At 43.6% G+C, this 23,915-nt stretch carries 22 protein-coding genes and 1 pseudogene; 9 read left to right on the top strand and 14 right to left on the bottom strand.

The genetic code is table 11. The annotated features are described in order from the left end of the window. Window positions 1-15: 15 nt before the first annotated feature. From THEBA_RS10390 to THEBA_RS10355, 7 genes are all read right to left on the bottom strand, one after another. Entirely contained in the window at window positions 16-939 is a 924-nt protein-coding gene (locus tag THEBA_RS10390) for an ABC transporter permease (RefSeq protein ID WP_014731493.1), read from the bottom strand. Beyond that, entirely contained in the window at window positions 939-2,429 is a 1,491-nt protein-coding gene (locus tag THEBA_RS10385; protein WP_014731492.1) for a sugar ABC transporter ATP-binding protein, read from the bottom strand. Before THEBA_RS10385 ends, THEBA_RS10390 begins: the two co-directional genes overlap by 1 nt. After that, complete coding sequence (locus THEBA_RS10380) at window positions 2,422-3,402, bottom strand: LacI family DNA-binding transcriptional regulator (protein WP_014731491.1); 981 nt, start codon at window positions 3,400-3,402, stop codon at window positions 2,422-2,424. The genes THEBA_RS10385 and THEBA_RS10380 overlap by 8 nt, the downstream gene beginning before the upstream one ends. A gap of 966 nt (window positions 3,403-4,368) precedes the next feature. Continuing rightward, window positions 4,369-6,135: a sensor domain-containing diguanylate cyclase gene (locus THEBA_RS10370; protein ID WP_014731490.1), complete on the bottom strand. Its 1,767-nt coding sequence runs from the start codon at window positions 6,133-6,135 to the stop codon at window positions 4,369-4,371. Between the two features lie 48 nt (window positions 6,136-6,183). Continuing rightward, on the bottom strand, window positions 6,184-6,858 hold the full coding sequence (locus THEBA_RS10365; RefSeq protein ID WP_014731489.1) for a protease inhibitor I42 family protein: 675 nt from the start codon (window positions 6,856-6,858) through the stop codon (window positions 6,184-6,186). A gap of 12 nt (window positions 6,859-6,870) precedes the next feature. Next, window positions 6,871-8,121, bottom strand: a complete 1,251-nt coding sequence (locus THEBA_RS10360; protein WP_014731488.1) for a M24 family metallopeptidase — start codon at window positions 8,119-8,121, stop codon at window positions 6,871-6,873. Further along, on the bottom strand, window positions 8,114-8,341 hold the full coding sequence (locus THEBA_RS10355) for a hypothetical protein (RefSeq protein WP_014731487.1): 228 nt from the start codon (window positions 8,339-8,341) through the stop codon (window positions 8,114-8,116). The genes THEBA_RS10360 and THEBA_RS10355 overlap by 8 nt, the downstream gene beginning before the upstream one ends. Window positions 8,342-8,459: 118 nt before the next feature. Between THEBA_RS10355 and THEBA_RS10350 the strand changes: the two genes are divergently transcribed. The 7 genes from THEBA_RS10350 (at window position 8,460) to THEBA_RS10320 (ending at window position 16,555) form a co-directional block, all read left to right on the top strand. Further along, window positions 8,460-8,741, top strand: a complete 282-nt coding sequence (locus THEBA_RS10350; RefSeq protein WP_014731486.1) for a hypothetical protein — start codon at window positions 8,460-8,462, stop codon at window positions 8,739-8,741. Window positions 8,742-8,834: 93 nt separating this feature from the next. Continuing rightward, window positions 8,835-9,179: a GNAT family N-acetyltransferase gene (locus THEBA_RS14115; RefSeq protein ID WP_081484633.1), complete on the top strand. Its 345-nt coding sequence runs from the start codon at window positions 8,835-8,837 to the stop codon at window positions 9,177-9,179. A 100-nt stretch (window positions 9,180-9,279) separates the two neighbouring features. Then, window positions 9,280-10,455, top strand: coding sequence for a threonine synthase (locus THEBA_RS10340; RefSeq protein ID WP_014731485.1), 1,176 nt, complete (start codon window positions 9,280-9,282; stop codon window positions 10,453-10,455). 309 nt (window positions 10,456-10,764) lie between these two features. Next, a complete protein-coding gene (gene dnaK, locus THEBA_RS10335; protein WP_014731484.1) occupies window positions 10,765-12,609 on the top strand; it encodes a molecular chaperone DnaK in 1,845 nt (614 codons plus the stop codon). 37 nt (window positions 12,610-12,646) lie between these two features. Continuing rightward, window positions 12,647-13,096 carry an Hsp20/alpha crystallin family protein gene (locus THEBA_RS10330; protein WP_014731483.1) on the top strand — a complete coding sequence of 150 codons (450 nt, stop codon included), beginning with the start codon at window positions 12,647-12,649 and terminating at the stop codon, window positions 13,094-13,096. A 56-nt stretch (window positions 13,097-13,152) separates the two neighbouring features. Beyond that, on the top strand, window positions 13,153-15,537 hold the full coding sequence (locus THEBA_RS10325; protein WP_014731482.1) for an ATP-dependent Clp protease ATP-binding subunit: 2,385 nt from the start codon (window positions 13,153-13,155) through the stop codon (window positions 15,535-15,537). 64 nt (window positions 15,538-15,601) lie between these two features. Next, a complete protein-coding gene (locus THEBA_RS10320; RefSeq protein WP_014731481.1) occupies window positions 15,602-16,555 on the top strand; it encodes a 2-hydroxyacid dehydrogenase in 954 nt (317 codons plus the stop codon). On the opposite strand, the gene THEBA_RS10315 is transcribed toward THEBA_RS10320, so the two are convergent. Further along, entirely contained in the window at window positions 16,556-16,990 is a 435-nt protein-coding gene (locus THEBA_RS10315) for a hypothetical protein (RefSeq protein ID WP_014731480.1), read from the bottom strand. Window positions 16,991-17,063: 73 nt separating this feature from the next. Here THEBA_RS10315 and THEBA_RS10310 point away from each other — a divergent pair, with 73 nt between their 5' ends. Next, window positions 17,064-17,189 carry a desulfoferrodoxin FeS4 iron-binding domain-containing protein gene (locus THEBA_RS10310; protein ID WP_006487931.1) on the top strand — a complete coding sequence of 42 codons (126 nt, stop codon included), beginning with the start codon at window positions 17,064-17,066 and terminating at the stop codon, window positions 17,187-17,189. A gap of 847 nt (window positions 17,190-18,036) precedes the next feature. Then, entirely contained in the window at window positions 18,037-18,642 is a 606-nt protein-coding gene (locus THEBA_RS10300) for a xanthine phosphoribosyltransferase (RefSeq protein WP_006487935.1), read from the top strand. Here the strand turns inward: THEBA_RS10300 and THEBA_RS10295 are convergent. From THEBA_RS10295 to THEBA_RS10275, 6 genes and pseudogenes are all read right to left on the bottom strand, one after another. Then, complete coding sequence (locus THEBA_RS10295) at window positions 18,639-19,238, bottom strand: hypothetical protein (protein ID WP_236609148.1); 600 nt, start codon at window positions 19,236-19,238, stop codon at window positions 18,639-18,641. The two genes, THEBA_RS10300 and THEBA_RS10295, sit on opposite strands and share 4 nt — an antisense overlap. An 89-nt stretch (window positions 19,239-19,327) precedes the next feature. Continuing rightward, window positions 19,328-21,025 (bottom strand): DUF4910 domain-containing protein, encoded by a 1,698-nt coding sequence (locus THEBA_RS10290; RefSeq protein WP_006487937.1) that lies wholly within the window; start codon window positions 21,023-21,025, stop codon window positions 19,328-19,330. Window positions 21,026-21,037: 12 nt separating this feature from the next. Next, a pseudogene (locus THEBA_RS14715) lies at window positions 21,038-21,652 on the bottom strand (SDR family oxidoreductase). Between the two features lie 5 nt (window positions 21,653-21,657). Continuing rightward, window positions 21,658-21,795 (bottom strand): dehydrogenase, encoded by a 138-nt coding sequence (locus tag THEBA_RS14550; protein ID WP_014731477.1) that lies wholly within the window; start codon window positions 21,793-21,795, stop codon window positions 21,658-21,660. 42 nt (window positions 21,796-21,837) lie between these two features. Beyond that, window positions 21,838-23,127: a hypothetical protein gene (locus THEBA_RS10280; protein ID WP_014731476.1), complete on the bottom strand. Its 1,290-nt coding sequence runs from the start codon at window positions 23,125-23,127 to the stop codon at window positions 21,838-21,840. Window positions 23,128-23,259: 132 nt separating this feature from the next. Continuing rightward, window positions 23,260-23,844, bottom strand: coding sequence for a hypothetical protein (locus THEBA_RS10275; RefSeq protein WP_041928211.1), 585 nt, complete (start codon window positions 23,842-23,844; stop codon window positions 23,260-23,262). Window positions 23,845-23,915: the final 71 nt, after the last annotated feature.

Raw genomic sequence — 23,915 nt, 5'->3', positions numbered from 1 at the left:
GCCTAAAACAAATACCTAATCATTGTTTCTTTCCGCCATGACTGCCAGGAGTATTACGGCTCCTTTTACTGCCTGTTGGTAGAATGGTGAGATAATAACAAGATTCATACCGTTGTTTATTATTCCAAGGACCATAACACCGAAAATTGTTCCTATTATCGATCCCTTTCCACCGGAGAGGCTTGTCCCTCCTAGAACCACCGCGGCAATGGCATCCAATTCATAACCCTCTCCAAATATTGGCTGGGCACTATTGAGTCTAGCAGTCAAAATGAGTGCGCTCAGCGCGGCAAGAAGACCGCTTATTGTATAAATAACTATCTTGTATCTATCTACTTTGACACCGCTTAGTCTCGTTGCCTCTTCGTTTCCACCTATTGAGTAAGTGTAGAGACCCAACTTCGTATTAAAGAGAAGATACCAGGCGAAAACAAACACTCCGAGCATTATTAAAACAGGCACGGGAATTCCGAAGATCTCTCCACGCCCGATTTCCCTGAAACTTGCTGGAAAACCAGTTACCGGTCTTCCCTGAGTGAATGCCTGCGTAAAGCTCCTGGCGATAGCCATAGTGGCAAGAGTTACTATGAAAGGCTGAAGCTTCATCTTGGCAATGATTACGCCGTTGAAGGCGCCCATAAGAGCACCTATTCCGAGTGCCGCTAGGATTCCAAGAAAAGTAGAAGTGCTCTTTATAACGCTTGCACCGACTACTGCCGAGAAAGCGAATATCGAACCTACTGAAAGGTCTATGCCTCCAGAGATTATTACGAAGGTCATTCCGAATGCGATTATTCCGTTAATAGATACCTGCCTAAGAACATTCATGAAATTTGAAACGGTAAAAAATCTATCGCTTAGAAAGCTAAACACAAGAACGATTCCAACAAAGCCAACAACGATTGGAAATCTTCTTAAAAGACTGAGGGTCTTCTTCATCATTGTTCCCCCATTGCCGCAGAAATTATGTTCTGCTGATTAATATCCTTTCTTTCAAATATGGCTACCTGGCGACCACGGTGCATCACAAGTACTCGATCGCTCATGCTCGTTACTTCTGGCAGCTCAGAAGATATCATGATTATCCCCTTACCCTGATTTGCCAGTTCGTTCATTAGCCGGTAGACCTCAACTTTTGCTCCAACGTCAATTCCCCTGGTGGGCTCGACGAAGACTACTATTTCAGGCGATTTTGTAAGCCCTTTTGCAAGAACTACTTTCTGCTGATTTCCACCTGACAGGTTGTTAACTCTTTCATCTGAAGAAGGTGTCTTTATAGCCAGTCTATTTATCATCTTTTCGGCAAGTTTCCTGCTCGCTCTCCAGCTAATATTGCCCAGTTTGCTTACGAGTTCTGTATTTGGTAGAACAATGTTCTTTGTAATACTCAAAGATGTCACCAACCCCTGTGTCTTCCGATCCTCGGGTATGAGAATTACTCCTCTAGACAATGCTTGGTCAGGCCTAATTGGAAATGGGAATGATTTGCCGCAAAGCTCGGCCTTATTCGCAGTTGCCTTTATGCCACCGTATATGGCTAGAGCAATCGCGCCCTTGCCAGAGCCCACAAGACCCGCTATTCCGAGGATCTCACCTCTTTTCACTTCGAAAGAGACATTTTCGAAGTGACCTGGTGCTGAAAGACCATCAACCGCGAAGACGGTTTCTTCCGTTACGAAGTTCTCTTTCGGGAACATATCGTCGATTCTTCTTCCTACCATATCCTTTATCAAACGGTCGCCAGTGTAGTCTCCGATAGGAGCGGAAGATATTAATGATCCATCTCTCAATATCGTGACCCTGTCGGCTATTTCGAAAACCTCTTCAAGTTTATGAGAAACAAAAACTATCGACACACCTTTTTCTTTAAGTTCCCTCATGAGCTTGAATAGTATCGATGTCTCATGCTCGGTTATCGTTGCAGTAGGTTCATCCATTACGATTATCTTTGCATCGGAGGCCATAGCTCTAGCGATCTCGACAAGCTGTCTTTCCGAGACATTAAGCTTCCTAACTATCGCGCCTGCGCGTACTGGAAAGTTGAGCGAGCTCAGAAGCTTTTCGGCCCTTCTTCTGAGGCCTCTACGATTAAGATTCCACCATGAGCTCATCTCTCTTCCCAAATATATGTTCTCGGCAACTGTGAGATCTTCACTAAGATTCAATTCCTGGTAGATTACCGCTATTCCACGCTCTATAGAATCTGAGGGTCCCTCAATACGAACTTCATTACCTTCGAGAATTATCTTCCCCTCATTTTGCCTGTAAACACCACTCAATATCTTCATGAGAGTCGACTTGCCAGCGCCGTTTTCGCCTATCAGAGCAAGAATCTCTCCTCGCTTTAGATCGAAACTGACGTTATCCAGCGCCTTTACTCCGGGAAAGCTCTTGGAGATACCCTCCATCTTGAGAATGAAATCATCCATTGCTGCTCCCCCTGATTTGAAGTGAAGTCTTCAGAAGAATCTTGTGGTTTGTTTTCTGACCGCTAATCTTTCTCAGAAGTATCTCACCGGAAACCCTACCCATAGCGTATCCATCTTGACGAACGGTAGTCAATTTAGGATTGGTCATACTTGAGAAGAGTATGTCATCGAATCCTGTAACCGATACTCTTCCAGGTACATCGTATTTCATCTCAGTCAGCTCCATTATAGCTCCGAATGCTATCATATCGTTACCGCATACTATAGCATCGGGTATTCTCTTGAGTTTTCTTAGCATATCTCTACCGCTTTCAAAGGTATAGTCTCCGAAATGTATCTCGAAACTCCTATTCTCTTCTGAGATAACATCTTCAAATGCCCTAAGCCTTTCTCTTGAGGAAAATGTGTTCGCGGGACCATTTAGAAACGCAAAGCTTTTGTGACCCCCTCTAATTAGATAATTCATCATCTTTTTCATCCCATCGTAATTGTCTGAAAAAACATAAGAGACTTCATCCCAGTCTTGATAATTGTCGATAATCACAATGGGCAGATTTGACGAAATCGACCTAACAAACTCAGGAAGCTCTCCGAGGATTATTGCACCAATTCCCTCAATATTCCGTGAATACAGAGCCTTAAGAAGCTCCTCCTCTTTCAGAGAATCGCCAGATGAACTGGCAAGAAAAATGAAGTATCCCTTCTCGCGCAGATAATCTTCAGCTCCCTTTACTATTTCCGAGAAAAAGGGATTCACTATATCGGGGATAAGGAAACCTATCATACCGCTACTGCCGATTCTGAGGCCTCTGGCAAGCCTATTGGGAACATAACCAAGCTCCCGAGAGGCTCTAATGACTTTTTCTTCGAGCTCGGGCCTTACATATAGGCTCTTGTTAAGTACTCTGGAGACTGTGGCCGTCGAAACCCCGGCCCTTTCTGCTACTTCACGTATACTGATCTTTGTCTTCAACGATATTAAAGATCCTCCTGTAAACGTTTGCGTAAACGATTACACACCAATATAAACACTCCCGTATTGTAATAGCCAAATCCCATCGAATCTAATCCTGTCCGCTCAGCGAAAACACAAGGCGATTATCGGTGAATTACTCTTCTATACTTTTCCTTTCTCGTTCAGTCATATCTGGTCATGAGTGCAGTTTCGATCGATAGAAAGTGTTATTATTCTTCAGATCGATGAGATGAACGGGCCTGTTTCGGTCATGATTCCAGTTATTCTTGCCGCAGGAATGGGGAAACGTCTGAAGTCATCAGTTCCAAAACCTCTGATGAAGATGAAGGGAAGACCTATGGTAATGCATATTCTTTAAAAGGCTTTCGAGGTCTCGAAATGTGACAGAGCGGTAGTAATAATAAACCCTGATTTTGAGAGAGATTTCGCAGGTAGCATAGTTTTCCCGGTCAGTTATCCATATCAAAAGACTCCAAGAGTAACTACCGATGCCCTGCAAAAAGCTCTCGAACTCATACCGAAAGATGAGGATATTCTCGTTCTATACGCCGATCTTATACTTATATCTCGAGAGTCACTGAACTCTCTGGTAGAGCTTCACAATAAGAGCAGTTGTGAAATCACCTTTCTTCAGAAATTTCTCAAGAGAAGTATCCATACGCTCGAGAAGACTAAGTCGGAAACAAAGAAGCACAAAGTCTACGAAACAATCCGGATAGCAATCTCCATGCTCAGGTCTTTACTCCTCGAACAGAACAGTTCAAAATCGTTTTCCATCTTCTCCATTCCGGTTTCCGCTCTCCTTCTCTTGCTCCTTTCTATTAGTTGTTACATACGTACTTCGTGAGAAATGAATTAGTGAATTATTTGGCACAGAAGAAAGCGTGTTTCTTGTGAGGTAAAAGTGTCTAGATGCATTTTCTTGTAACCTAAGTAAGTTTGAAAAGCAGTTAGATCAAATGATCAGGTAATAGTCACCCTCTTTGACTCTCTTGAGAGCTTCTCCTTGTTTTCATACATCTTTTCGTCGGCTACGATCAGCAATTCTCTAATCGTCTTCCCGTCATCAGGAAATACTGCTATACCGACACTGGCAGTCAGTTTCAAGCTTCTTCCCTTGACAGAAAAGGGGTCTTCAAAGGCTTGATGGATTCTCGTTTCCGCTTCTCTAGACCCTTCCTTTCCCGTTGAAGGTAGTACGTACACAAATTCGTCGCCGCCCATCCTTGCAATGAGATCACTTTTACGGCAGACGGTACTAAGGCGCTTGCCAACACTCTTTAGAAGCTCATCACCAAAATCATGTCCAAGAGTATCGTTGACTCCTTTGAAATCATTGAGATCAAGATAAAGAAGAGCCATTGCCTCAGACTTTCGTTTCGAAAACTCAAGCTGCCTTTCCGCGCAATCAAAGAAGGCTCTGCGATTCGGAAGACCGGTCAGGTGATCCTCCATAGATAGCTTTTCCATCAGCTTTCTCTGTCTTCTCAGTTCATTTACTGTCTGTATCCTCCAAAGAAGAACTGAAATCGCTTTTCCAAAACCGATTGCAGTGTTCACTACCTCTTTGTCATCAAAAGCTGTTGAAGAGGTAAAACTGTCCAGATTGAAGTACATTCTGATGTCATCATCTATCTTTATTGGTATCGAAAGCGTGCTCTTTATTTCCTCAAGCCTTCCTCCTTTTACAATCTTCTCCAGTCGCTCACCATCCATTTTGTAATCAACACTGTAGTCTTTTATGATAACCACATCATCGCTACCTTTTTGAATAAGCTCTTCGGAAGAAAAAGAGACCGTCTTCAGTTTCTCAAAGTCATAGTTGTGAGTGGCCACGAAATGATAACGATTATCCTCCTTTTTTAAAAGAAAAGCTGCTGCATCTGCTTTTGGGAAGACCTCAACACATCTCATCAAGAAGTACCTGTAGGTCTTTTCATCGAAATCGCTTTCCAATACTTCCGTGATTAATTCGTTGAGAAGTCTCTGGAACTTGTTCTGTTCAATGAGAGTCGACTCGATCTTCCGCAGGTGAGTGACATCTTTGAAGGTCATGAGAAAGGAATCGGGATCTTCTTTCGTATCCCTTCCAATCACTAGATTGACCTCAGCAACTAACTTGAATTGTCTCGCGGTAATGAGTTCCAGTTCAATCTGAAAGGCATTCTTTCCAGCAAAAAGGGAGGACTTCGCCTTCTCGAATTTCTTCTCGCTATCTTCGGAAAGCAAATCAGATACTCTCTTTCTCATGAGTTCTTCGCTACTATATCCAAGCAAGCTGCAAGCGGCCCTGTTCGGATAGAGTATTTCTCCTGACAGACCCAGAAGCAGAATGCCGTCCAGTGAATTGTTTACAACGGCCCCGAACTCTGAGATTCTCTTCTTTCGCTCCTTGATGTGATAGAAAGCACTTATCAGGAGCATGGGTAAACCAATAAGCAGAAGTACTACTGAAACGAATTCATACACTCTCGTTTCGGTAAGCGCTTCAAGCAAATCAAAATATGTTGAAACCGAAAGAAAGATAAGGCCCAGAGGAATCCCTTTGTGGAGCTCGCGATTTCCCAGTAGGTAAGCCGCGACTAGCGAAACACCAATAACAACCATTTCGCTAAGTATGGCGAAAAACTTAACTGGCTGAATAGAGTGCAGGGAAAAGACTACTGCTGAAACAACGACTATCAGAATCGATGTCAGATATACCTGCAACTTGCTTCCTGGAATGCTCAACAGTATTTCACCTCGGCAGAACTAAGCGTCATTCAATGATATCAGATCCTATTTAACGGAAATATTGTAAGCTTTATAATCAACCGCCGATTCTTTTCCTTCCCACGATCTGAAGTATCTGAAGATGATCGTCGAATACCCTTCATCCACCGCTTGAAATGTCCAGGTAACCTTGGAAGGAGCTCCTACCTTGTCGCTTTTATCGACTGAGATCTCTTTGTTTTTTTCCATGATCCCATCTCCAAGAACTACATACTGCCATGTGTACCCAGTGCTAGCATTCTCCTCCAGGGTGACCGTGAAGATCGTACCAAGCGTCACTTCATTAGTGAGAATCTTCAGATCTACCTGACCCTTCCCTTGGCCGGTAACATCCACCGTCAATGCCCTGAAGTCCACAGAGTGTTTCTCTCCTTCCCACTGCCTGAATAGCTTCAAAGTGATCAAAGCCTTTCCTTCCTTTGCCGCTGTCATTATCCACCCTTTGACAGAAGGAGCGCCCGGCATTATACTGCGCGTATTGTGCTCTTCAAGGAAGTTTCTCAACACACCTGTCGGTTCCGCAAAAATATGCCAAAGATATCCCGTGGAAGGATTCTCTTGAATCTCAAGTATGGCAAGATCATTCACACTCATTGAGTTAGCCGACTCTTTCAATTCAATCGCAAGCCCCAATGTGATTATCAATGCAATATAAAAGAACGCCGTTAGTGCTTTCTTCATGGTTAACACCTCCTATATTAGAAAAAGCTCTTTCTGCCTTCCATCTAGATAGTCAATCTCATTATCGGTGAAAGCAACCGTTTCTTCCAAGAAACCGTAGACATTCTGTCCGTTCCACAGTGAAAGTCGCGTCCTGCAATTTAGCTCCATGGCAAAGCAGGTCATGTTTCTGATCTTCAGATCTCCAGCTCCGCTTATTCTGTCTTGGTTGTTCCATAATCCAATAACTGGCCCCGCACCGTGTCCATGATAACCAACTGGATGTGAGTATATTGCTGCTTCCAGACCCTTTACCTTTGCGTCTTCAAGAGAAACTCGAAGCAATTCATTTCCAGTAATTCCCTCCCTGAAATTTCGTGCCAGAATATTCTGAACCTCGTTTGTTCTTCTGATGACTTCACCGAGACCTAGCTTCAAATCGTCATACCCTTCCTTCTTCAGATAGAATACCTGCTGTGTATCAGTTGCGAGGCCGTTGTACATAAAACCAAAATCGCAATGCAATAGGTCACCTTCCTCAATTAGACCCGTACACCTCGTATCCTCCACGCCTTTTCTCTGGAAATCTACATCTGGGCCGAACCATGTTTTCAGACCAATATCGTATGCCAGCTTTTTTAGCAGGAGCTCGACATCTCTGGTTTTCGTGACTCCCGGTGTAATGTTGTCTCTCGAAAAGGCATTTCTGATTATTACGTGAGCTATTCTGTCGAGATTCCTGTAAACCTCAATCTCCTTCTCGCTTCTGGTCTGCAACCAGTTGACTGCAATGTTTTCGGCACTCACCAGAGTAACCTCATCAGAAAGCTTTCTCTTGAGAGACTGGAAAAGTGAAACCGTAATCCCATCGGCGAGTGCAAAGTTGTCCGAATAGTCTACTCCTAGTGTCTTTACTTTCAAATCCCTTAATAGTTCTCCTATAAAATCGAAGATATCTCCGTCTTCAACTTTCCATGCGGATTCATAATAGCCGCTCATTTGACTACCATGTGGAGACAATACAAATCTGTTGTTCTTCGTGAACAAGAAGGCCGTTATTCTGCTCGCTCCGTAAAACGAACCGGGAAGCAACGTACTGATAATAGGATCTTCGTTGTTCTCTCTTCCTATTACCATCCAGGCATCAAACTCCTCTTCCGCAAGAAGCCGCGGCATAATATTTTCAAGCCTGTCAAGAAGAAATTCGTTGTAGCTGGCAATTCTTTCGTCCTCGGAGGGCATTGTGGAAGCTATTTCTCTATATTGATCCGCAAATTCATTCATCTTGGCCCCCACCGTTTTTTCCAACTGGAATGGCAACTTCCGAATCGTTTAAGAGACTCTTTAGATAATCACAGTTCTTTTTCAGAAAGTTCTCCTCTTCTAAAAGGTGAACACCGGTCTGGCCCTTGCTTCTTATCCTAAGTTTCTTGTGAGCACTCTTCTGTCGACTGATCAGTTTGTACGTAACCCCATCGATTTCAACATATCCTTTGATCTCCAATTTTCCACCTCCTGAGATAATCTAACATTTATAAATAGCAAAACAAAGAACTACACACGCTGCTTTGCTTAGCAGAAACGGAGTAGAATTTACAAATCCCCGGAAGAAGGAGATCAAATTGTATCTTAAGAGCGAAGTCGAGATGATGAGTAACGACAAGACTTTAATTGAAACCCTTTCACAGAGCCTAATGGGTCTTTCAATAATCGAGAGGAACACCAGAGGAATGATCTTTGTTGACAATCAAAGAAGTCCGAACCTCATAGTGGTCTGGAATTATTGTGATACAGTTCTAGTTGGGGGTGAAAGTGAAAAGATCTCAGAAAAGAAACTTAGTAGATTTCTTTTCGAGACTCTTCTTCGCCCGCTAGCAAGAGAGAGAGAGGCGTTTCTTTTGTGAATTTCTGTTCTTATCCCACTGTTTTGCATAAACTTCTAGCTATCCTAAAAGCAATGAATCCAAGACTGGTGAAAAGACGCTTCTTTCAAGCAGATTTTAAGTAATACTGAACGAAGCCATTCAATTGAATTTGCCGCGTACAGAATTAATCAGGAGTTACTAAATCTGCAGCTGGATAACAGTAACGTTCTTAGAGCCTGGCTATATTTTTTCTGGAAAGATCTGGATTCATTCGAGAAGTTTGGTGGAGGTTTTGCATTGATCAAGAGTAAGACAATAATTAGCTGGTGCTTGAGTGTGTACAGATTTCGAGATAGAATCGAAGTGCGCCTAGAAACCGTCAAGGATTTTAGAAATCAAGGCCTCAGCCTAGCTGTGGCGAAAACATACGTCGATGAATTCCTTTCAAGCAGGTTTGGTAGTAGACTGGCCCTGTGATTAAGAAAATTACCCTTCTTTGTCGATTGCCACCAACCTTGGATTGAAGGAAAAGATGAATTATGAAGTTTGTCAAATAAGCATTTAGAAGAGGATGAAGATGAGAGAAACGAAAATGATTTGCACTATGTGCGGCAAAGAATATTTAGGAGAACATTTTCGCTGTTCGTGTGGGGAACCGCTTGAGATAGTAATAGAAAAGAAAACGGCTGTAAACATCTCCTGGAGAAAATCAGGGATTCTCGAAAGCTTTTCGGATCTCTTACCTGAACTGAAGGATTTTAACTCTCTTTCAATGGGTGAGGGGCTCACCCCCCTGACGAAGATAGAACATGCTATGACAGATGGTTTAGAACTGTTCATAAAGAACGAGACAATAAATCCGACATGGTCTTTCAAGGACCGCGGAAGTTATTTGGCCGTTCTCGACGCCATTAACAAGGGCTACAAGCATATCGGCACAGTCTCCACGGGTAACATGGCCGCCTCAGTTGCCGCCTACAGTATGAGAGCGGGACTGAAGACCACAATTCTTATCTCTGATTCAATCCCTGAGGAGAAAATCTCGCCAATCGCCATCTATGGTCCTAGAATACTGAAGGTCAAAGGAGATTATGACCGTCTTTATTTCAAATCACTGGAACTAGGAAAAAAGAAGAACATCTACTTTGCAAATTCCGACATTCCAATGAGAGTGGAAGGATCGAAGACTATCGCCTTCGAGATATTCCTTCAGCTGGAAGGTAGAGTTCCCGATTTTGTGATCGTTCCTACAAGCTCTGGTGGAAATGTTAGAGGAATAGAAAAGGGATTTCGCGAACTCAAGGCATGTGGGCTCTCTAATAGCATCCCTCGAATGATCGTGGCACAGGCTTTGGGATGCTGCCCTATACACCAAGCCTTTTCTTCCAACGACAATCAGATAGAGAAATTCGCCCACGCACATACAATTGCACACGCAATCGAAAATCCCTTCCCCCCAAGCGGAAATGCTGTTCTGAGAATGCTAAAAGAAAATCAGGGAATCACTGTTGCCGTTAATGAAGACGAGATCCTCACAGCTCAGAGACAACTAGCCAAAAGAGGTCTCTTTGGACAACCTGCCAGCGCGGTAGCATTTGCCTCGATTTCAAAGCTGAGAAAAGAGATTGGTGTCAAGAGGGCTATTGTTGTTGCAGTTCTAACGGGCTCCGGCTTGAAATACCCTGCAATTCTTAAAGAGCAACCTTCAGTTGTGGAAGTAACCGATATCGATTCTCTTCAGGACTTGCTTTAGAGTAATCGGTAATACTTCTATGCGGGTTTCTTTGCATGCCAACTTCATTATTCTTGTCCAAATAAACTGATTTCATCCGATTTCTCGAACGCTTGCATGGGGTAATTCTAAAAGAATGCAATTTTTATTATCAGTCTTACGCTAAGAACGCTATACAAAAGTATGTCACTATTATTTATTATCTTGTAGTGCTTATGTAATAAGTCTTATCATAGATGTACATTATGGAACTTTGGTGTTGACAGCTTGATTTCTCTTGCCTATAATAGTGTTGTAGATGTTGAGTTTGCATGCAAGGAGGGAAATCAGATGGCAAATAAGGAATACACAGTAGGTATCGACCTTGGAACGACTAATTCTGTTATTTCATGGGTCAAACCAGACGGAAACGTCGAGGTAATTCCTAATGCAGAAGGAAATCGTACAACACCTTCTATAGTATCGTTCAGCAAGACCGGTGAAATCATTGTGGGTGAGCCTGCAAAGAGACAGACGATTCTGAATGCGGAGAGGACTGTAAGATCGATAAAGCGAAAGATGGGTTCCGATTTCAAAGTAAGGATAGATGACAAAGAGTACACTCCTCAAGAAATCAGCGCCTATATTTTGAAGAAGTTGAAGGCAGACGGGGAAGCTTACCTTGGCGGAAAAATTACTAAGGCAGTTATTACATGTCCTGCATATTTCAATGATGCTCAGAGACAGGCCACTAAAGAAGCCGGAATAATTGCTGGTCTTGAGGTCCAGAGAATAATTAACGAGCCTACAGCGGCAGCCGTAGCATACGGAATCGATAAGAAAAAAGGTGACAAAAAGATTATCGTATATGATCTCGGAGGAGGAACTTTTGATGTTTCCGTCCTGGATATTGGTGATGGAGTAGTTGAAGTCCTTTCAACTTCAGGTAACAACCACCTCGGAGGAGATGACTTTGACCAGAGGCTAATAGATTACATAGCTGAGGACTTCAGGAAGAAGAACAACGTCGATCTCAGAAAAGACAAGCAGGCCTTTCAGAGATTGAAGGACGCCGCGGAAAGAGCCAAGATTGAGCTTTCTTCAAAGTATGAAACTGAGATTTCCCTGCCTTTCATAACTGCAACGGCTGATGGCCCATTGCACCTCGAAATGAAAATAACGAGGTCCACGTTGGAATCCCTAATAAAAGATCTTGTCGAAGGCACCAGGGAACAGATAGAAAGAGCAATGAGCGACGCAAAGCTTTCGCCAAAAGAGGTTGATGAAGTACTACTTGTCGGAGGCTCTACTAGAATTCCAATGGTTCAAAGCTTCATCAAGTCGATCTTCGGCAAAGATCCTAACAAGAACATCAACCCAGACGAAGCGGTAGCAATTGGTGCAGCGCTTCAGAGCGGTATTCTCTCTGGCAGCGTGGAAAGCGATCTGGTGCTCGTAGACGTAACACCTCTCACTTTAGGAGTCGAGGTCATGGGCGGTTTAATGGAGCCGATAATCGAAAGAAACTCCACGGTTCCCGTGAAAAAGTCTAAGGTTTTCACAACCGCGGCAGACGGTCAGACCGAAGTGGAAGTAGCAGTGTTCCAGGGAGAAAGGACCATGGCCAGAGACAACATGTCTCTTGGAAGCTTTAAGCTTACAGGAATTGCACCGGCACCTAGGGGAGTGCCTCAAATAGAAGTGACTTTCGACATCGATAGTGATGGAATTGTACATGTCTCCGCAAAAGATCTCGGAACGAACAGAGAGCAGTCGATGGTTGTTAGTGGAAGACAGAAGATGTCTGAAGAGGATATTAAGAGAATCGTAGAAGAGGCAAAGAAATACGAAGAGCAGGATAAGCAGAAGAAACAGGAAGTAGAGCTAAAGAACCAGGCCGATCAGTTGGCATACAGTATGGAGAAGCTTCTCAACGAAAGTGGAGATAAGATTTCGTCCGAAGACAGAGGCAAACTTGAAGGACTGGTGAAAGATCTAAGGGATGCTTTAAGCGAAGACAATATTCAGAGAATTAAGCTCCTGTTTGATCAGCTCCAGAAAGAGAGCATGAGAGTCGGACAAAGCGTTTATCAGAAGGCACAGGCACAGGCTCCAGCTGATGGTGGCCCACAGGAAGGTGAAAATCATGACAATGACACTGGTACCGAATACATACCGCCGGAAGACAGCAAGTAACAGAATCTATAGAAACCCAGAAAATGGAGGTGTTAATATGTTGGCAATCAGAAGAGGAAGCGATCTTTTCAGACCCTTTGAAGAGATTCAGAGAGAAATGGACAGACTCTTTAACGACGCCTTCAAAGGGCTGAGCGACCAGTCAAGAGAAACAACCATGTTTAGCCCCGAAGTTGACATCTACGAGAAGGACAACTCTGTCTTCATTGAAATGGACATCCCGGGAATCAAGAAGGATGAACTGGAAATCAAGGTGGAGGATGATGTTCTCTCTATCAAAGGAGAGAAGAAACTTGAGAGAGAGCAGAAGGAAAGAGATTACCACCGCTATGAGAGATATAGCGGAGCATTCCAGAGGATCTTCAGACTTCCGGACTACGTAAAGAGTGATGAAGTCAAAGCCAAATACGAAGATGGTGTCCTTAAGCTCGAGCTCCCCAAGAAAGAAGAAGTCAAAAAGGAAGCAATTCAAGTCAAGATCGACTGAGAAAAAGTTTAAACTGAGAGGGCGCTTACGGGCGCCCTTTTTTTGGAGGTGTAATGATGATTAACTATGAAGAATACACCGAGAAAGCTAAGAAGATCCTTATGGATGTACAAGATATTCTAATGCGGTACAAACAGAATCAGCTTGCTTCAGAGCATATTCTCCTCTCTATGCTGGAAGATGGCGACAATATTGCAATTGACATTTTGAATGAAAAGAGGGTAAGCATCGATTCTCTCAAAAAGGATGTTGAAGAGGTAATCGGTCGTTATGGGAGCGGAGGTCAGATAGGTAACCAGATATACATTACTCCGGATGCAAGGCACATTCTGGAGAATGCCAGAAGCGAAGCTAGAAGAATGCACGATTCAAAGACAGGGACCGAGCATATTCTTCTTGCCATGGTACGGGAAACCTCTGCAGTGGCCAGCAGATTGCTCTCGAAGTACGGAGTCAATCTCGACAATATATATACTTTGATCCTTAAGGGTCGTACGAAAGGCGATGCAGAGGAAGACGAGAATCTCTCTTCTTTGAAGAAATTCACGATAGATCTCACTCAGCTCGCAAGAGAAGGCAAGCTAATGCCCGTTATTGGAAGAGAAGACGAGGTAAGAAGAGTAATACAGATTATTGGAAGAAAGACCAAGAATAACCCTGCCCTGGTGGGAGAACCTGGCGTTGGCAAAACCGCAATTGTAGAGGGTCTCGCGCAAAGAATTGTGAGCGGTGATGTGCCGGAATATTTGAATAACAAAAGTGTTCTGGCCCTTGACATGGGTAGACTTGTAGCTGGGACCAAGTTCCGAGGGGAATTTGAAGAGAGAATGAAAGGTATAATAGACTCTGTTAGAAAGCTCTCCGGCGAAGTAATTCTCTTCATAGATGAAATTCATAGTGTCGTTGGAGCGGGTTCAGCAGAAGGTTCCATGGACGCCGCTAATCTGCTGAAACCTGCCCTTGCAAGGGGAGAGTTGCAGTGTATTGGAGCTACAACTCTCGATGAATACAGAAAGTATATTGAAAAGGACAGGGCGTTAGAGAGACGCTTTCAACCCGTTATGGTAGAACAACCGACAGTTGAAGAGGCCTACAGAATCCTCGAAGGGTTGAAACCCACTTATGAGAAACACCATGATATAAAAATTGAAGACGATGCACTGAAGACGGCCGTTGATCTGAGTGTCAAATACATAACAGACCGCTATCTTCCTGACAAAGCGATCGATCTCGTTGACGAGGCTGCTTCATTTGTGAGACTACAAACAGGCTATATGCCCGAAAAACTGAGATCGCTCGATCGCGAGCTCAGGGAGCTTGATGGCGAGATAAGTGCTCATGCAGAAAAAGGCGAGTATCGGACCGCTGCCGAGTTAAAGACCGTGGCAGAGAAAAAGAGAAGGGAATTTCTCCTTGAAAAGGAGAAGTGGGAATCGGAAGAGTCTTTTGGAAAGACCGTGACATCAGCAGTTGTGGCCTCAATTGTTGAACAATGGACTGGAATTCCTGCCGGAAAAATGCTTCAGTCTGAACGTGAGAAGCTCCGTGATCTCGAGTCAATTATCCACGAAAAGTTTGTCGATCAGGAAGAGGCAGTCAAAATCGTTTCGCAGACGATCAGAAGAGCAAGAGCCGGTTTAAATGCAGCTCATAAACCCTGGGGCTCTTTTCTGTTCATGGGACCCACAGGGGTGGGCAAGACCGAACTTGCCAAGAGGCTCGCATTCATCCTCTTTGGCAGTGAAGAGGCAATGGTAAGAATTGATATGTCTGAATATATGGAGAAGCATACCGTCTCGAGACTTATTGGAGCGCCTCCCGGATATGTGGGCTACGAAGAAGGCGGTCAGTTAACAGAAGCAGTCAGGAGAAGACCTTATTCAGTTGTTCTTCTTGATGAGATAGAGAAGGCTCACAGAGAGGTGCACAGTGTTTTGCTTCAGATCATGGATGACGGACGTCTTACTGATGGAAAAGGAAAGACAGTTTCTTTCTCAAATACAATAATTATAATGACCAGTAATATTGCATCTGAAGAATTGGCGAGTACCTCGGAACTGAGCCGAGCAATGGATCTTGCTGAAGAAAGCCTGCGGAAAGCCTTCAGGCCAGAGTTCATTAACAGGCTTGATTCCATCGTCCTTTTCAGACCTTTAGATAGCGAAGCAATGGAGGGAATTGTTAAGATGAGAATAGCGGAAATGGAAAAAAGACTATCTGATCAGCGCATTTCCGTTGAGATCAGCCAGAAAGCGGTCGAGTATCTTGCTAAGGAGGGTTACGACAGAGAATATGGTGCTAGACCGGTTAGGAGATTAATTGAGAAGTTGGTGGAAGGGCCTATAGCAGATTTGATCATTGATGGAGCCCTGGCAGAAGGAATGAAAGTTATTATTGATTCAGACGCGTCCGGAATCTTGGTGAAGGCACAAGAGGCTTAGTAGAGTACCGTTTCTTGGCCTAATGATACAGAAGTAATGATATCATTTTTCTAGGAGGTGCTTAATGGACAAGATCTTCTTCACTTATAAGATTCCCGACGAAGGTTTGCTTCTTCTGAAAGGATACGACATCATGATCAACACTGAGGATAGGTTCCTCTCAAAAGAAGAGATTATTCAGAAAGCCAAGGATGCGGTAGCACTGGTAACACTGCTATCGGATAAGATTGATGCAGAGCTTATCAAATCACTTCCGAAATTAAAGGTGATTGCAAATTACGCGGTCGGCTATAACAACATCGACGTTGAAGAAGCCAGAAAAAGAGGTGTAAGAGTTACCAATACTCCCGATGTTCTAACAGACGCCACGGCAGACTTAACGTTAGCTTTGATTCTCGCTACAAGCAGAAGAATCGTTGAGGGCGACAGATTCGTTAGAGAGCATAGGTTTGCTGGATGGAAGCCAGACCTGTTAACAGGTCCCTCTCTCAAAGAAAAGAATTTGGGCATTATCGGCCTCGGAAGAATAGGGAGGGCCGTTGCAAAAAGAGCTCAAGCTTTCGGGATGAAAGTAATTTATCACAACAGGAAACCTCTTCTAACTGAAGAAGAAGAGAGACTTGGCGTGAATTATAGGAGCCTCGAGGAACTGCTTAAAGAATCTGATTTTGTGTCTATTCACGTCCCCCTTACAAGAGAGACACACCATTTGCTTAATGAGAAGCGACTTTCTATGATGAAACCTGGTGCGATTCTGGTGAACACTGCCAGGGGATCCATTATCGATGAAGCAGCACTGATAAAGACTCTTAAGAATGGTAGATTAGCTGCCGCCGGTCTTGATGTCTATGAAGAAGAACCAACTGTACCACAGTCTTTGATAGATATGGATAACGTGGTCCTTCTTCCACACGTAGGGTCTGCAACAAGAGAAGCAAGGACAGAAATGGCAATTATGGTGGGGCGCAACGTGGCCGCAGTTCTAGAAGGAAAGGAACCTCCCAATGCTGTGGTCTGATTATCTCGTTTCAAAATACCAAATCGGTCCATAATATCTATTTCCATTTTTGTCAATGGCAACTATTTGCCAGTAATAAACAGTATCATTTGAAAGTCTATCGACGAAGTAACTATTCGATCCAGTAGATGCATAAAGCTTTGGCGTCGAAGATGTTCCCAGATAAAGATTGTAGCTGGCTATTTCGATGAGAGGGGAAGATTCTAGGCCGACCCTGGCTCCTGAATCTCTGTTTGAAACCCATATGTCCAAGTTGCTCAATATGATAGAGTTGTTTCTGACAACGACGTCCCAGCTAAGCATCACACTACCGCCATAAACAAGCGTCCCATCTTGAAGATGACTGGCGAAGATCACCTGTGGTTCCTGGTAAAGGGTACCTGCGGCGGCAACAATGAATATAGTGAAAAGAACGGCGAAAAAGACTCTTTCCATTGTCAGCACCTCCAATCCATTTGACTGTGGAAACAGTAACTAAGTTTACTATCAAAAAAAGGAGAGTGAGATCATGAAGGTAAAGAACGTTGGAGAAGTCTACAGATGTGAGATATGTGGAAACATAGTTGAAGTGAAAGAAGCTGGTGGAGGAGAACTGGTCTGCTGTGGAGAGCCAATGAAGCTTGTGCAGAAATAAAAGATGCCCCGATTCTTGGGCTTCTTTTTTAGAAATACATGTCGAAACCCAAAAGGACGGGAAGCGGCCAGAAAAAGAGGGAGAAGTTGAACCTGTCCGTCATTTTGGTTTCATTTACGAAGCTGATCTCAGGAGAGAGTCTTGTTTTGAAATTATCGGTTGTTTCGAAGAAAGAGTACATAGCTTGTCCTCTCAGTCCGAGCGCAAACATGAATCTTCTTCCAAACAAGTTAAAAGAAAGATTCTCGATTCCCGTCAGCAATCGTGCATAAGCCCTGCTTCTAGTCCGGAAACCTCACCAAATGCACCCGAATATGAGCCGAAGGCCCAGTATAAAGCGTGGTAGGAGTGAAACTCAAACTACCGCTTTTGGAAGCGCCAAAGACTTGAAAGCCCAGTCTGTAGTATCCATTCACCGAGAATATTCCAAGAAGAAAAGGGAAATAAACAACCGAACCGCCGATATTGTTCGCGTTGAAATAGCTTCCAAAAGACGCCGTAGAGATTAAGAGAAATGTTATAATATTACTAGTATCTTCCGCTTCATAAGAAACCTTCCGCTTTAGTTACGTAGCTCAATTATACATTTTCACTATCAAATGAAAAAAGACTTTTTGGTAGATTTAATCGCGATGAATCGGGGCATTTTGAATGATTGGTATCACCGGGAGTAAACTAGATCTCTCGAAAAAAATCACACTAGGTGATTCCGAGCGTCTTGATTTTGAATTCCTGTGCAATTTCGATCTGTTTTGAGAACATACCTTACATAAAAGGAATTTCTCCTTCAAGAAAAGGATACAGAAATAGTCGATCATTGTACCATATACCTTTTGGAGGTTAATCGATGGACGAAGTTGTTCTTTCCAGGCAAGAGATATTTTCTTCCTTTGAGGAAGCTGTAAGAAACAAGGGCTCCGTTCTGGGCAATGGCATTCTTCGAGTAGATTCCTTTCTTAACCATCAGATTGATCCACAACTAATGAAAAATGCTGGTGAACTAATCGCTGACTACTTCAGAACTTATGGAGTAACAAAAGTCTTGACTGCAGAGAGTTCTGGGATTGCTCCCGCATTGATGGCAGCTAGCAGCCTTGGTGCACAGCTCGTTTTTGCTCGTAAGAGTAGACCAATAACAATGCAAAGGTATCTGAGTGAATCCGCTCCTTCGCACACAAAAGGAGGGATAGTGGAACTCAACGTTTCCCTGGACTATATTGATGAGAAGGACAGAGTCATTATCGTGGATGACTTTCTGGCAAGCGGTAAGACCATAGAGGCCCTGGCCCGGCTTGTATTGAAAACGGGAGCATCGCTTCACGGCTTTGCGGCAATCATTGAAAAAACCTTCGAAGAAGGTCGAACTTTGCTGGCGAAGTTTGGCGTTCCTGTCCTGGGGATTGTAAGAATCTCTTCACTCGACCCGCTCTCATTTGTGAAAAATGGAGTCTAGAAAACTGCGCAGAACTGCACTCCCAGATTCACAAAAGACAGGAAGAAGCGATCGTTATCAAAGGAGTTCGTTACGGACCAATATCTTGTGCCCGCTCTAACATAGTAGAATGGCCCTTCAAAGTGAAGTCCAGCGAACATATCTATGAATCCGTTCCCTTTTCCCAGTCCAGTAGAGACATCTAATCCAATGAAGACCTTATCGTTCATCTGCAGCCTCAAATCTGCAGCAGGGCCAAAGGACAAATCAGAAACCTTGCGGTCAAATGTTTTCGAGCCAATGAGCGTCAGTTGTTTGAACCACAACCTACCTTGAACACCCAGTTGAAGAGAGAAGCGATCAAGCTCAGGAAGTATATACATATAAGTGAGCGAAAGTACATCCTGCTTAAACATTGATTCGTATGAAGCCAAAGGTTCAGTGTCCGTCGCCTCGAATGTACTTTTAACGGTGAAGTGAAAAAAACTCAACTCTATCAGATGTTCACCGCTGATCTCATACCCCACAGTTGGTAAGAAATAAGCGCGGAAGTCGTTTTTCATCAGGAGCTGGGTTCTCTCAGAATCACTGACTTCAAGGAACCCACTCCACGGCATTGATACACCACTATCTACCTTCATCTCCAAATTTGCAAAACAGGACGCTGTTAAGATAAGAAAGATAATTAAACAAAATCCCCTGATGTTCATGATCTCAGCAAACCTTTCTCGATCATCCAGCCGGTAAGTACCCTAACCTTCCCGATCTCGACTCCGTAGTGAATACTTGCCAATAGTTCTACGGCTTCCCTACCTCCAACAACAGCCGCACCTCCCACCACGAAATCGGCGATACTTGCGAAATCAATTTCGAGCTCGTCTTTAAGTTCCTGAGGGAATGTCCTGATCCATTCCAGACCTAAAGAGCTATCGAAGGTTGGCTCCAGTGGGCTTAGTGAAGGAAGATTCCCAGAATTATTGAAAACCTTTCTGAGTACTTCTCCCTCGTAATTAGAAATCAGAAGATCGAAAACATCATCGCTTCCTTCTCTCCCTGAAATTCTGTTTAGTATACCGAATAGCTCTCCTATCATCTTGCTTCTGACACTTATGAGCAAGTCCTGATCGGGCTTGACTAGCTGATCCAAAGTATTGAGAGCCGACAGACCTACCCACTCCAGTTCTTTTTCATCCATCATCTGGGGTGTGTCTAAATCCGAGTGGTAGTATCTATCTGGAAGATGGCCCATGAACGGAGAGGGAATTCCAAGAGTTGTGAAGACACAGTGATCTGAACCGGCCATGAAGGGAATCTCTCCAAATCTCTTCAGAGGATAACCGGCATTTGAAGGCATAAGAGTCTTGATATAGAATTCCAGGATATTTCCCCACCTCTGTGGCAAATAAGGTGGGACCTTTGAAAGAATAAATGTAGAACCCGTTTTGTTCTGATCTGCACCAACCATATCAAGGTTTATAGTATATATCGGAAGGTTATTCTCGCTCTTGAGTTGGAGAGCATAAGGTACGCTTCCCAAATATTCGGGAACAAGTGCAATTTTCACGGAATATGGGAAGTTCTCATCATTCAACACCCTTGCTATCTCAACGGCGAGAGCGGCTCCACTCCCGTTATCATCGGCCCCAGGCGAAGGATGACACAAATGCGCAGTTATGAGAACCTGAGGGCCATCATTGAAACCAGTCGCGTCTATTTGCAGAACATCAAAACTACCTTTCGACATATTTGTTTCAGCCCTGAACCCAACGATCGCACTTCCTTTTTTCGAGTAATTGAAGAGAAGATCGTACTTCTCTTTTGTAACCGAAAAAGCAACAGCGTTTCTATCGGCCGAATCTCTGTCGTGGGGGATCGTCAAGAAGTTTGTCATTTGAGGTAAATCATTGAGACTGCGACCAATTTCCTCAAAGACCTTTCTCATATGGCACAGAATTAGACACCTCGCCCCGCCCTCAACTACCGCATGCTGAAAAACCTTGACAGGATCTTCACTAGCAAGAACTGCTTTTCCGGAGTAATCTCCTTTACCGTCATATACAACTAGAGGTAACGATTCCCAGCCTTTGCTGCTTCCACTACCGGAAACCAGGGAGACTTTTGTGACTTTTGTTGAAGTGACGAAAACCCTCTCTGGATTCTCAAGCCACAGCTCCCCATACACTGGTTCCCATGCAAGTGTAGAGACGATGTTTCCCGTCTTTGTGACCCCATCGGCTGGATACTTCAATACCCGGAATCTATTTTCCGGAAGACCGGAACGGATAAGATAGTCCGTTATCGAGTTCATAGATTCCTTATAGTCACGACTTCCCCGCATTCTGTGATATCCCGAAAGCATTTCTATAAGAGATTTAACCTTTTTTCCATCCAGCCTTTGACTCAACTCTGATCACTCCTATTCTAGATAAATCATCTTGCGTGTCATTTCACCGTCAACAACTAGATTTGCACCTGTGATAAAAGAGGCTTCATCACCGCTAAGAAAAAAACAGGCATCTGCAACGTCTTCCGGTCTACCAACTCGCCCGGCCGGGTGTTGATTATGTGCAACATCGCTTCGTTCGGATGGCTTACTGGGCTGGCTTTCAGTTATGTCGATCTATCCCGAGCATATCGCATTGACTCTGACTTTTAGCCCAAGAATAATGGCAAGTAAATGTGTGTGAGCCAGCAGACCACCTTTCGAAGTAGAGCATGGTTCCGAACTGCTTACCGACATCAAAGCCCGAGTCGAAACTATGTTTATTATGCTTGAGCCTTTCGAAGTGGCTAAATAAGGAGAGCAGTATTTCGCCATCAAATAAGGGCCGGTGAGATTGACCTCGGTTACTTTCCTCCAATCATCTGTTGACCTCTCTAGAAGTGTTCCGGTCCATCCTATCCCCACATTGTTTATGAGAACGTCTATCGATCCGAATAGTCCCACCGTACCAGTAACAACTCTCATTAAATCATCTTCAGAAGAAACATCTCCATAAGTAAACGTCACTCGGCCTCCGTCGGAAATCATCTGGCTCACCAAGCGATTCCCAGCTTCCACATGATATCCATAATCAACACAAATGCACCACATCTCGCGAAACCAATGAATATGGCTTTCCCGATTCCTTTGGCTCCACCAGTAACAAGTACGGTTTTGTTCAAGAATCTCAAAACGCACCCCCAAAGGATCCCAAAAGAACCATCTCAACAAAGCTAAACTCCGGTCAACCTCTCTGCCTGAATCGTTGCACACTTCTCGATCGCCGTAAGCTTTACTTCCTGCTCCTCAAAAGTCTCCGCAATCGCATGATAATGATTGTAAGTCCTTTTCCAACATATCGAAGCCTTAACTGGATCACTTTCATTACGTGCTATTTTCTCCAGGGTCATTCCTTTGACAAGCCACAGAGATATGTCATCAGCCTTCAATCGCAACCCCTCTTCGAAGACTTCAAGTGCTTTGTAGGGTTCTTCAAGACGATCCCGAAGCAAGGCTCCCAGCTTCCTAATGTATAACAGTTTCTCCTCAGGAGACTCAAGAATGTCAATAATTCTCTCGTAATCACTGGCGAGTTTTCTTAGAATCTCCTCGCCCGAATCTCTTTTCCTTGCTTTAAACTCGTAGTTAGCAATGCTTTTCTTAAGAAATTCAAGGTAATCTGATTCACCAGAAAAATCGGAATCATATCTTTTATCCGATATCGACTGTCCCAATATTCGAAGCTTTTCTATCAAAGCTCTTTTGATTTCTTCTTCTTCTATCTTCGGAAGAATGAGATCTAGTTTGTCAAGAAGAGTCACTTCATTTCCTTTGAAATAAACTACAAAGCGGTCAAAACTACCCGATAATTTCTTTGCGATTCCATCTAAATCTTCGCCGGAAAGCATAAGATCAATATACTTCACCGCAAGGTTGGAAAGTAATTGTTCGTCTTGAATCAGCGATTTGGAAGAGTCCAAGGCTCTCTCGAGAAGGCGAAGCTGTTCTACTCTAGAGATCTCTCCGACTTCCGAAATTGTTGAAATGTACATCTCTCGTAGCCGCACAAGTCTATCGGGCTCTTCGTTATAAACAGCATTCTCAAGCTTCTTAAGAGCAATCTCGGCAAATAATGCTTTCGAAGAGATCCTGTAGCAGCTTAAAGCAAATTTGATCGCAGCCTCAGGTTGGTCCTCAAAGAAGACTGATATGAATTCTTCCCAAAGGCCTCTATCAAATTCGCAGGCAAACTTCTCGATTTCTCGGGCAAAAGAGTTTTTCGAGGACCCGTCAATCTTCTCAAAGGTTGAGATAAGGTCTTCAAATGACTCAGGATCTTTGAGAAATGCGAGCCTTTCTAGTGCAGCCTTCATAGCGCCTTCATTATCTCCTTTTCCTCTCTTCAAATTCCAGAGTTCATATAGCAACCTACCTTTTTCCTCTTCTCGAGATTTCGAAATCCTTCTTTCTATCTTAGTAATCCTATTCTCTCTTCTTCTATCATTAATCTTCTTAAAGAACATCATATCCTCCGGCAACAAGGGAATGAATAGCTTCGATAAAAGGATACCAGAAAACCTCGTCTGGAGAACGTTGGCTTATCCTGAGGAGCGTTTACCCAAAAGCGAGTCGGCCTTCTGTGAAAAAACAAAAGATTACACCGAGACAGACGAGGAATCTACATCCAGAATCAAATCGATCAGGGATCTGCTCCATTCAATCTTGTAACCCCAAATTGTCTTCTGAAGGAAGTAAATCCGCGCTCCTCTGAACTCTCTGAAGACACTCTCTTCGGAAACTTCAGGGACAAATATCAGGCAGTAACTTTCAGGATCATCCTTCAATTCGTAGAGAGCGAGAAAAGTATCATACTCTGGATCGTCTTGAGTATATATCGATCCCGACAATCCATCTGTGAACCAGATGCCTGAACTTTGGGCATACTGTAGATAATACTTCTCAATAATTGACCAATATTTAGGGAAGTCAAATATCAGATTCCTCATGTCTCCTTCAAGCTCGACAATGGCTACCTTTCTCAGCGACACAATTTCATCTTCACTTAATCCGGCTTCAAGGCCGGAATCTTGCTGAAGACGAATTTGATTTGCATAGTCGATCATTGCCCTCTCATATTGCAGGAAGACTTGATCTGGACTCCTGAAGAAGTTGAATCCCCAGATGTATGAGACCGCTAGAAATCCTGTAAGAACTATAAGAAAAGGCAACCAGAGTTTCAAAGAAATTCACCACCCGGTTTCACCACATAATCAAAGATATCACATGTCATCGAACCACGAATGCATGAAGA

The sequence above is a fragment of the Mesotoga prima MesG1.Ag.4.2 genome (assembly GCF_000147715.2).
In the GTDB taxonomy this organism is placed as follows: domain Bacteria; phylum Thermotogota; class Thermotogae; order Petrotogales; family Kosmotogaceae; genus Mesotoga; species Mesotoga prima.
The sequence above is the reverse complement of the archived record's forward strand: the minus strand, read 5'-3'. Positions and strand labels throughout refer to the sequence as shown.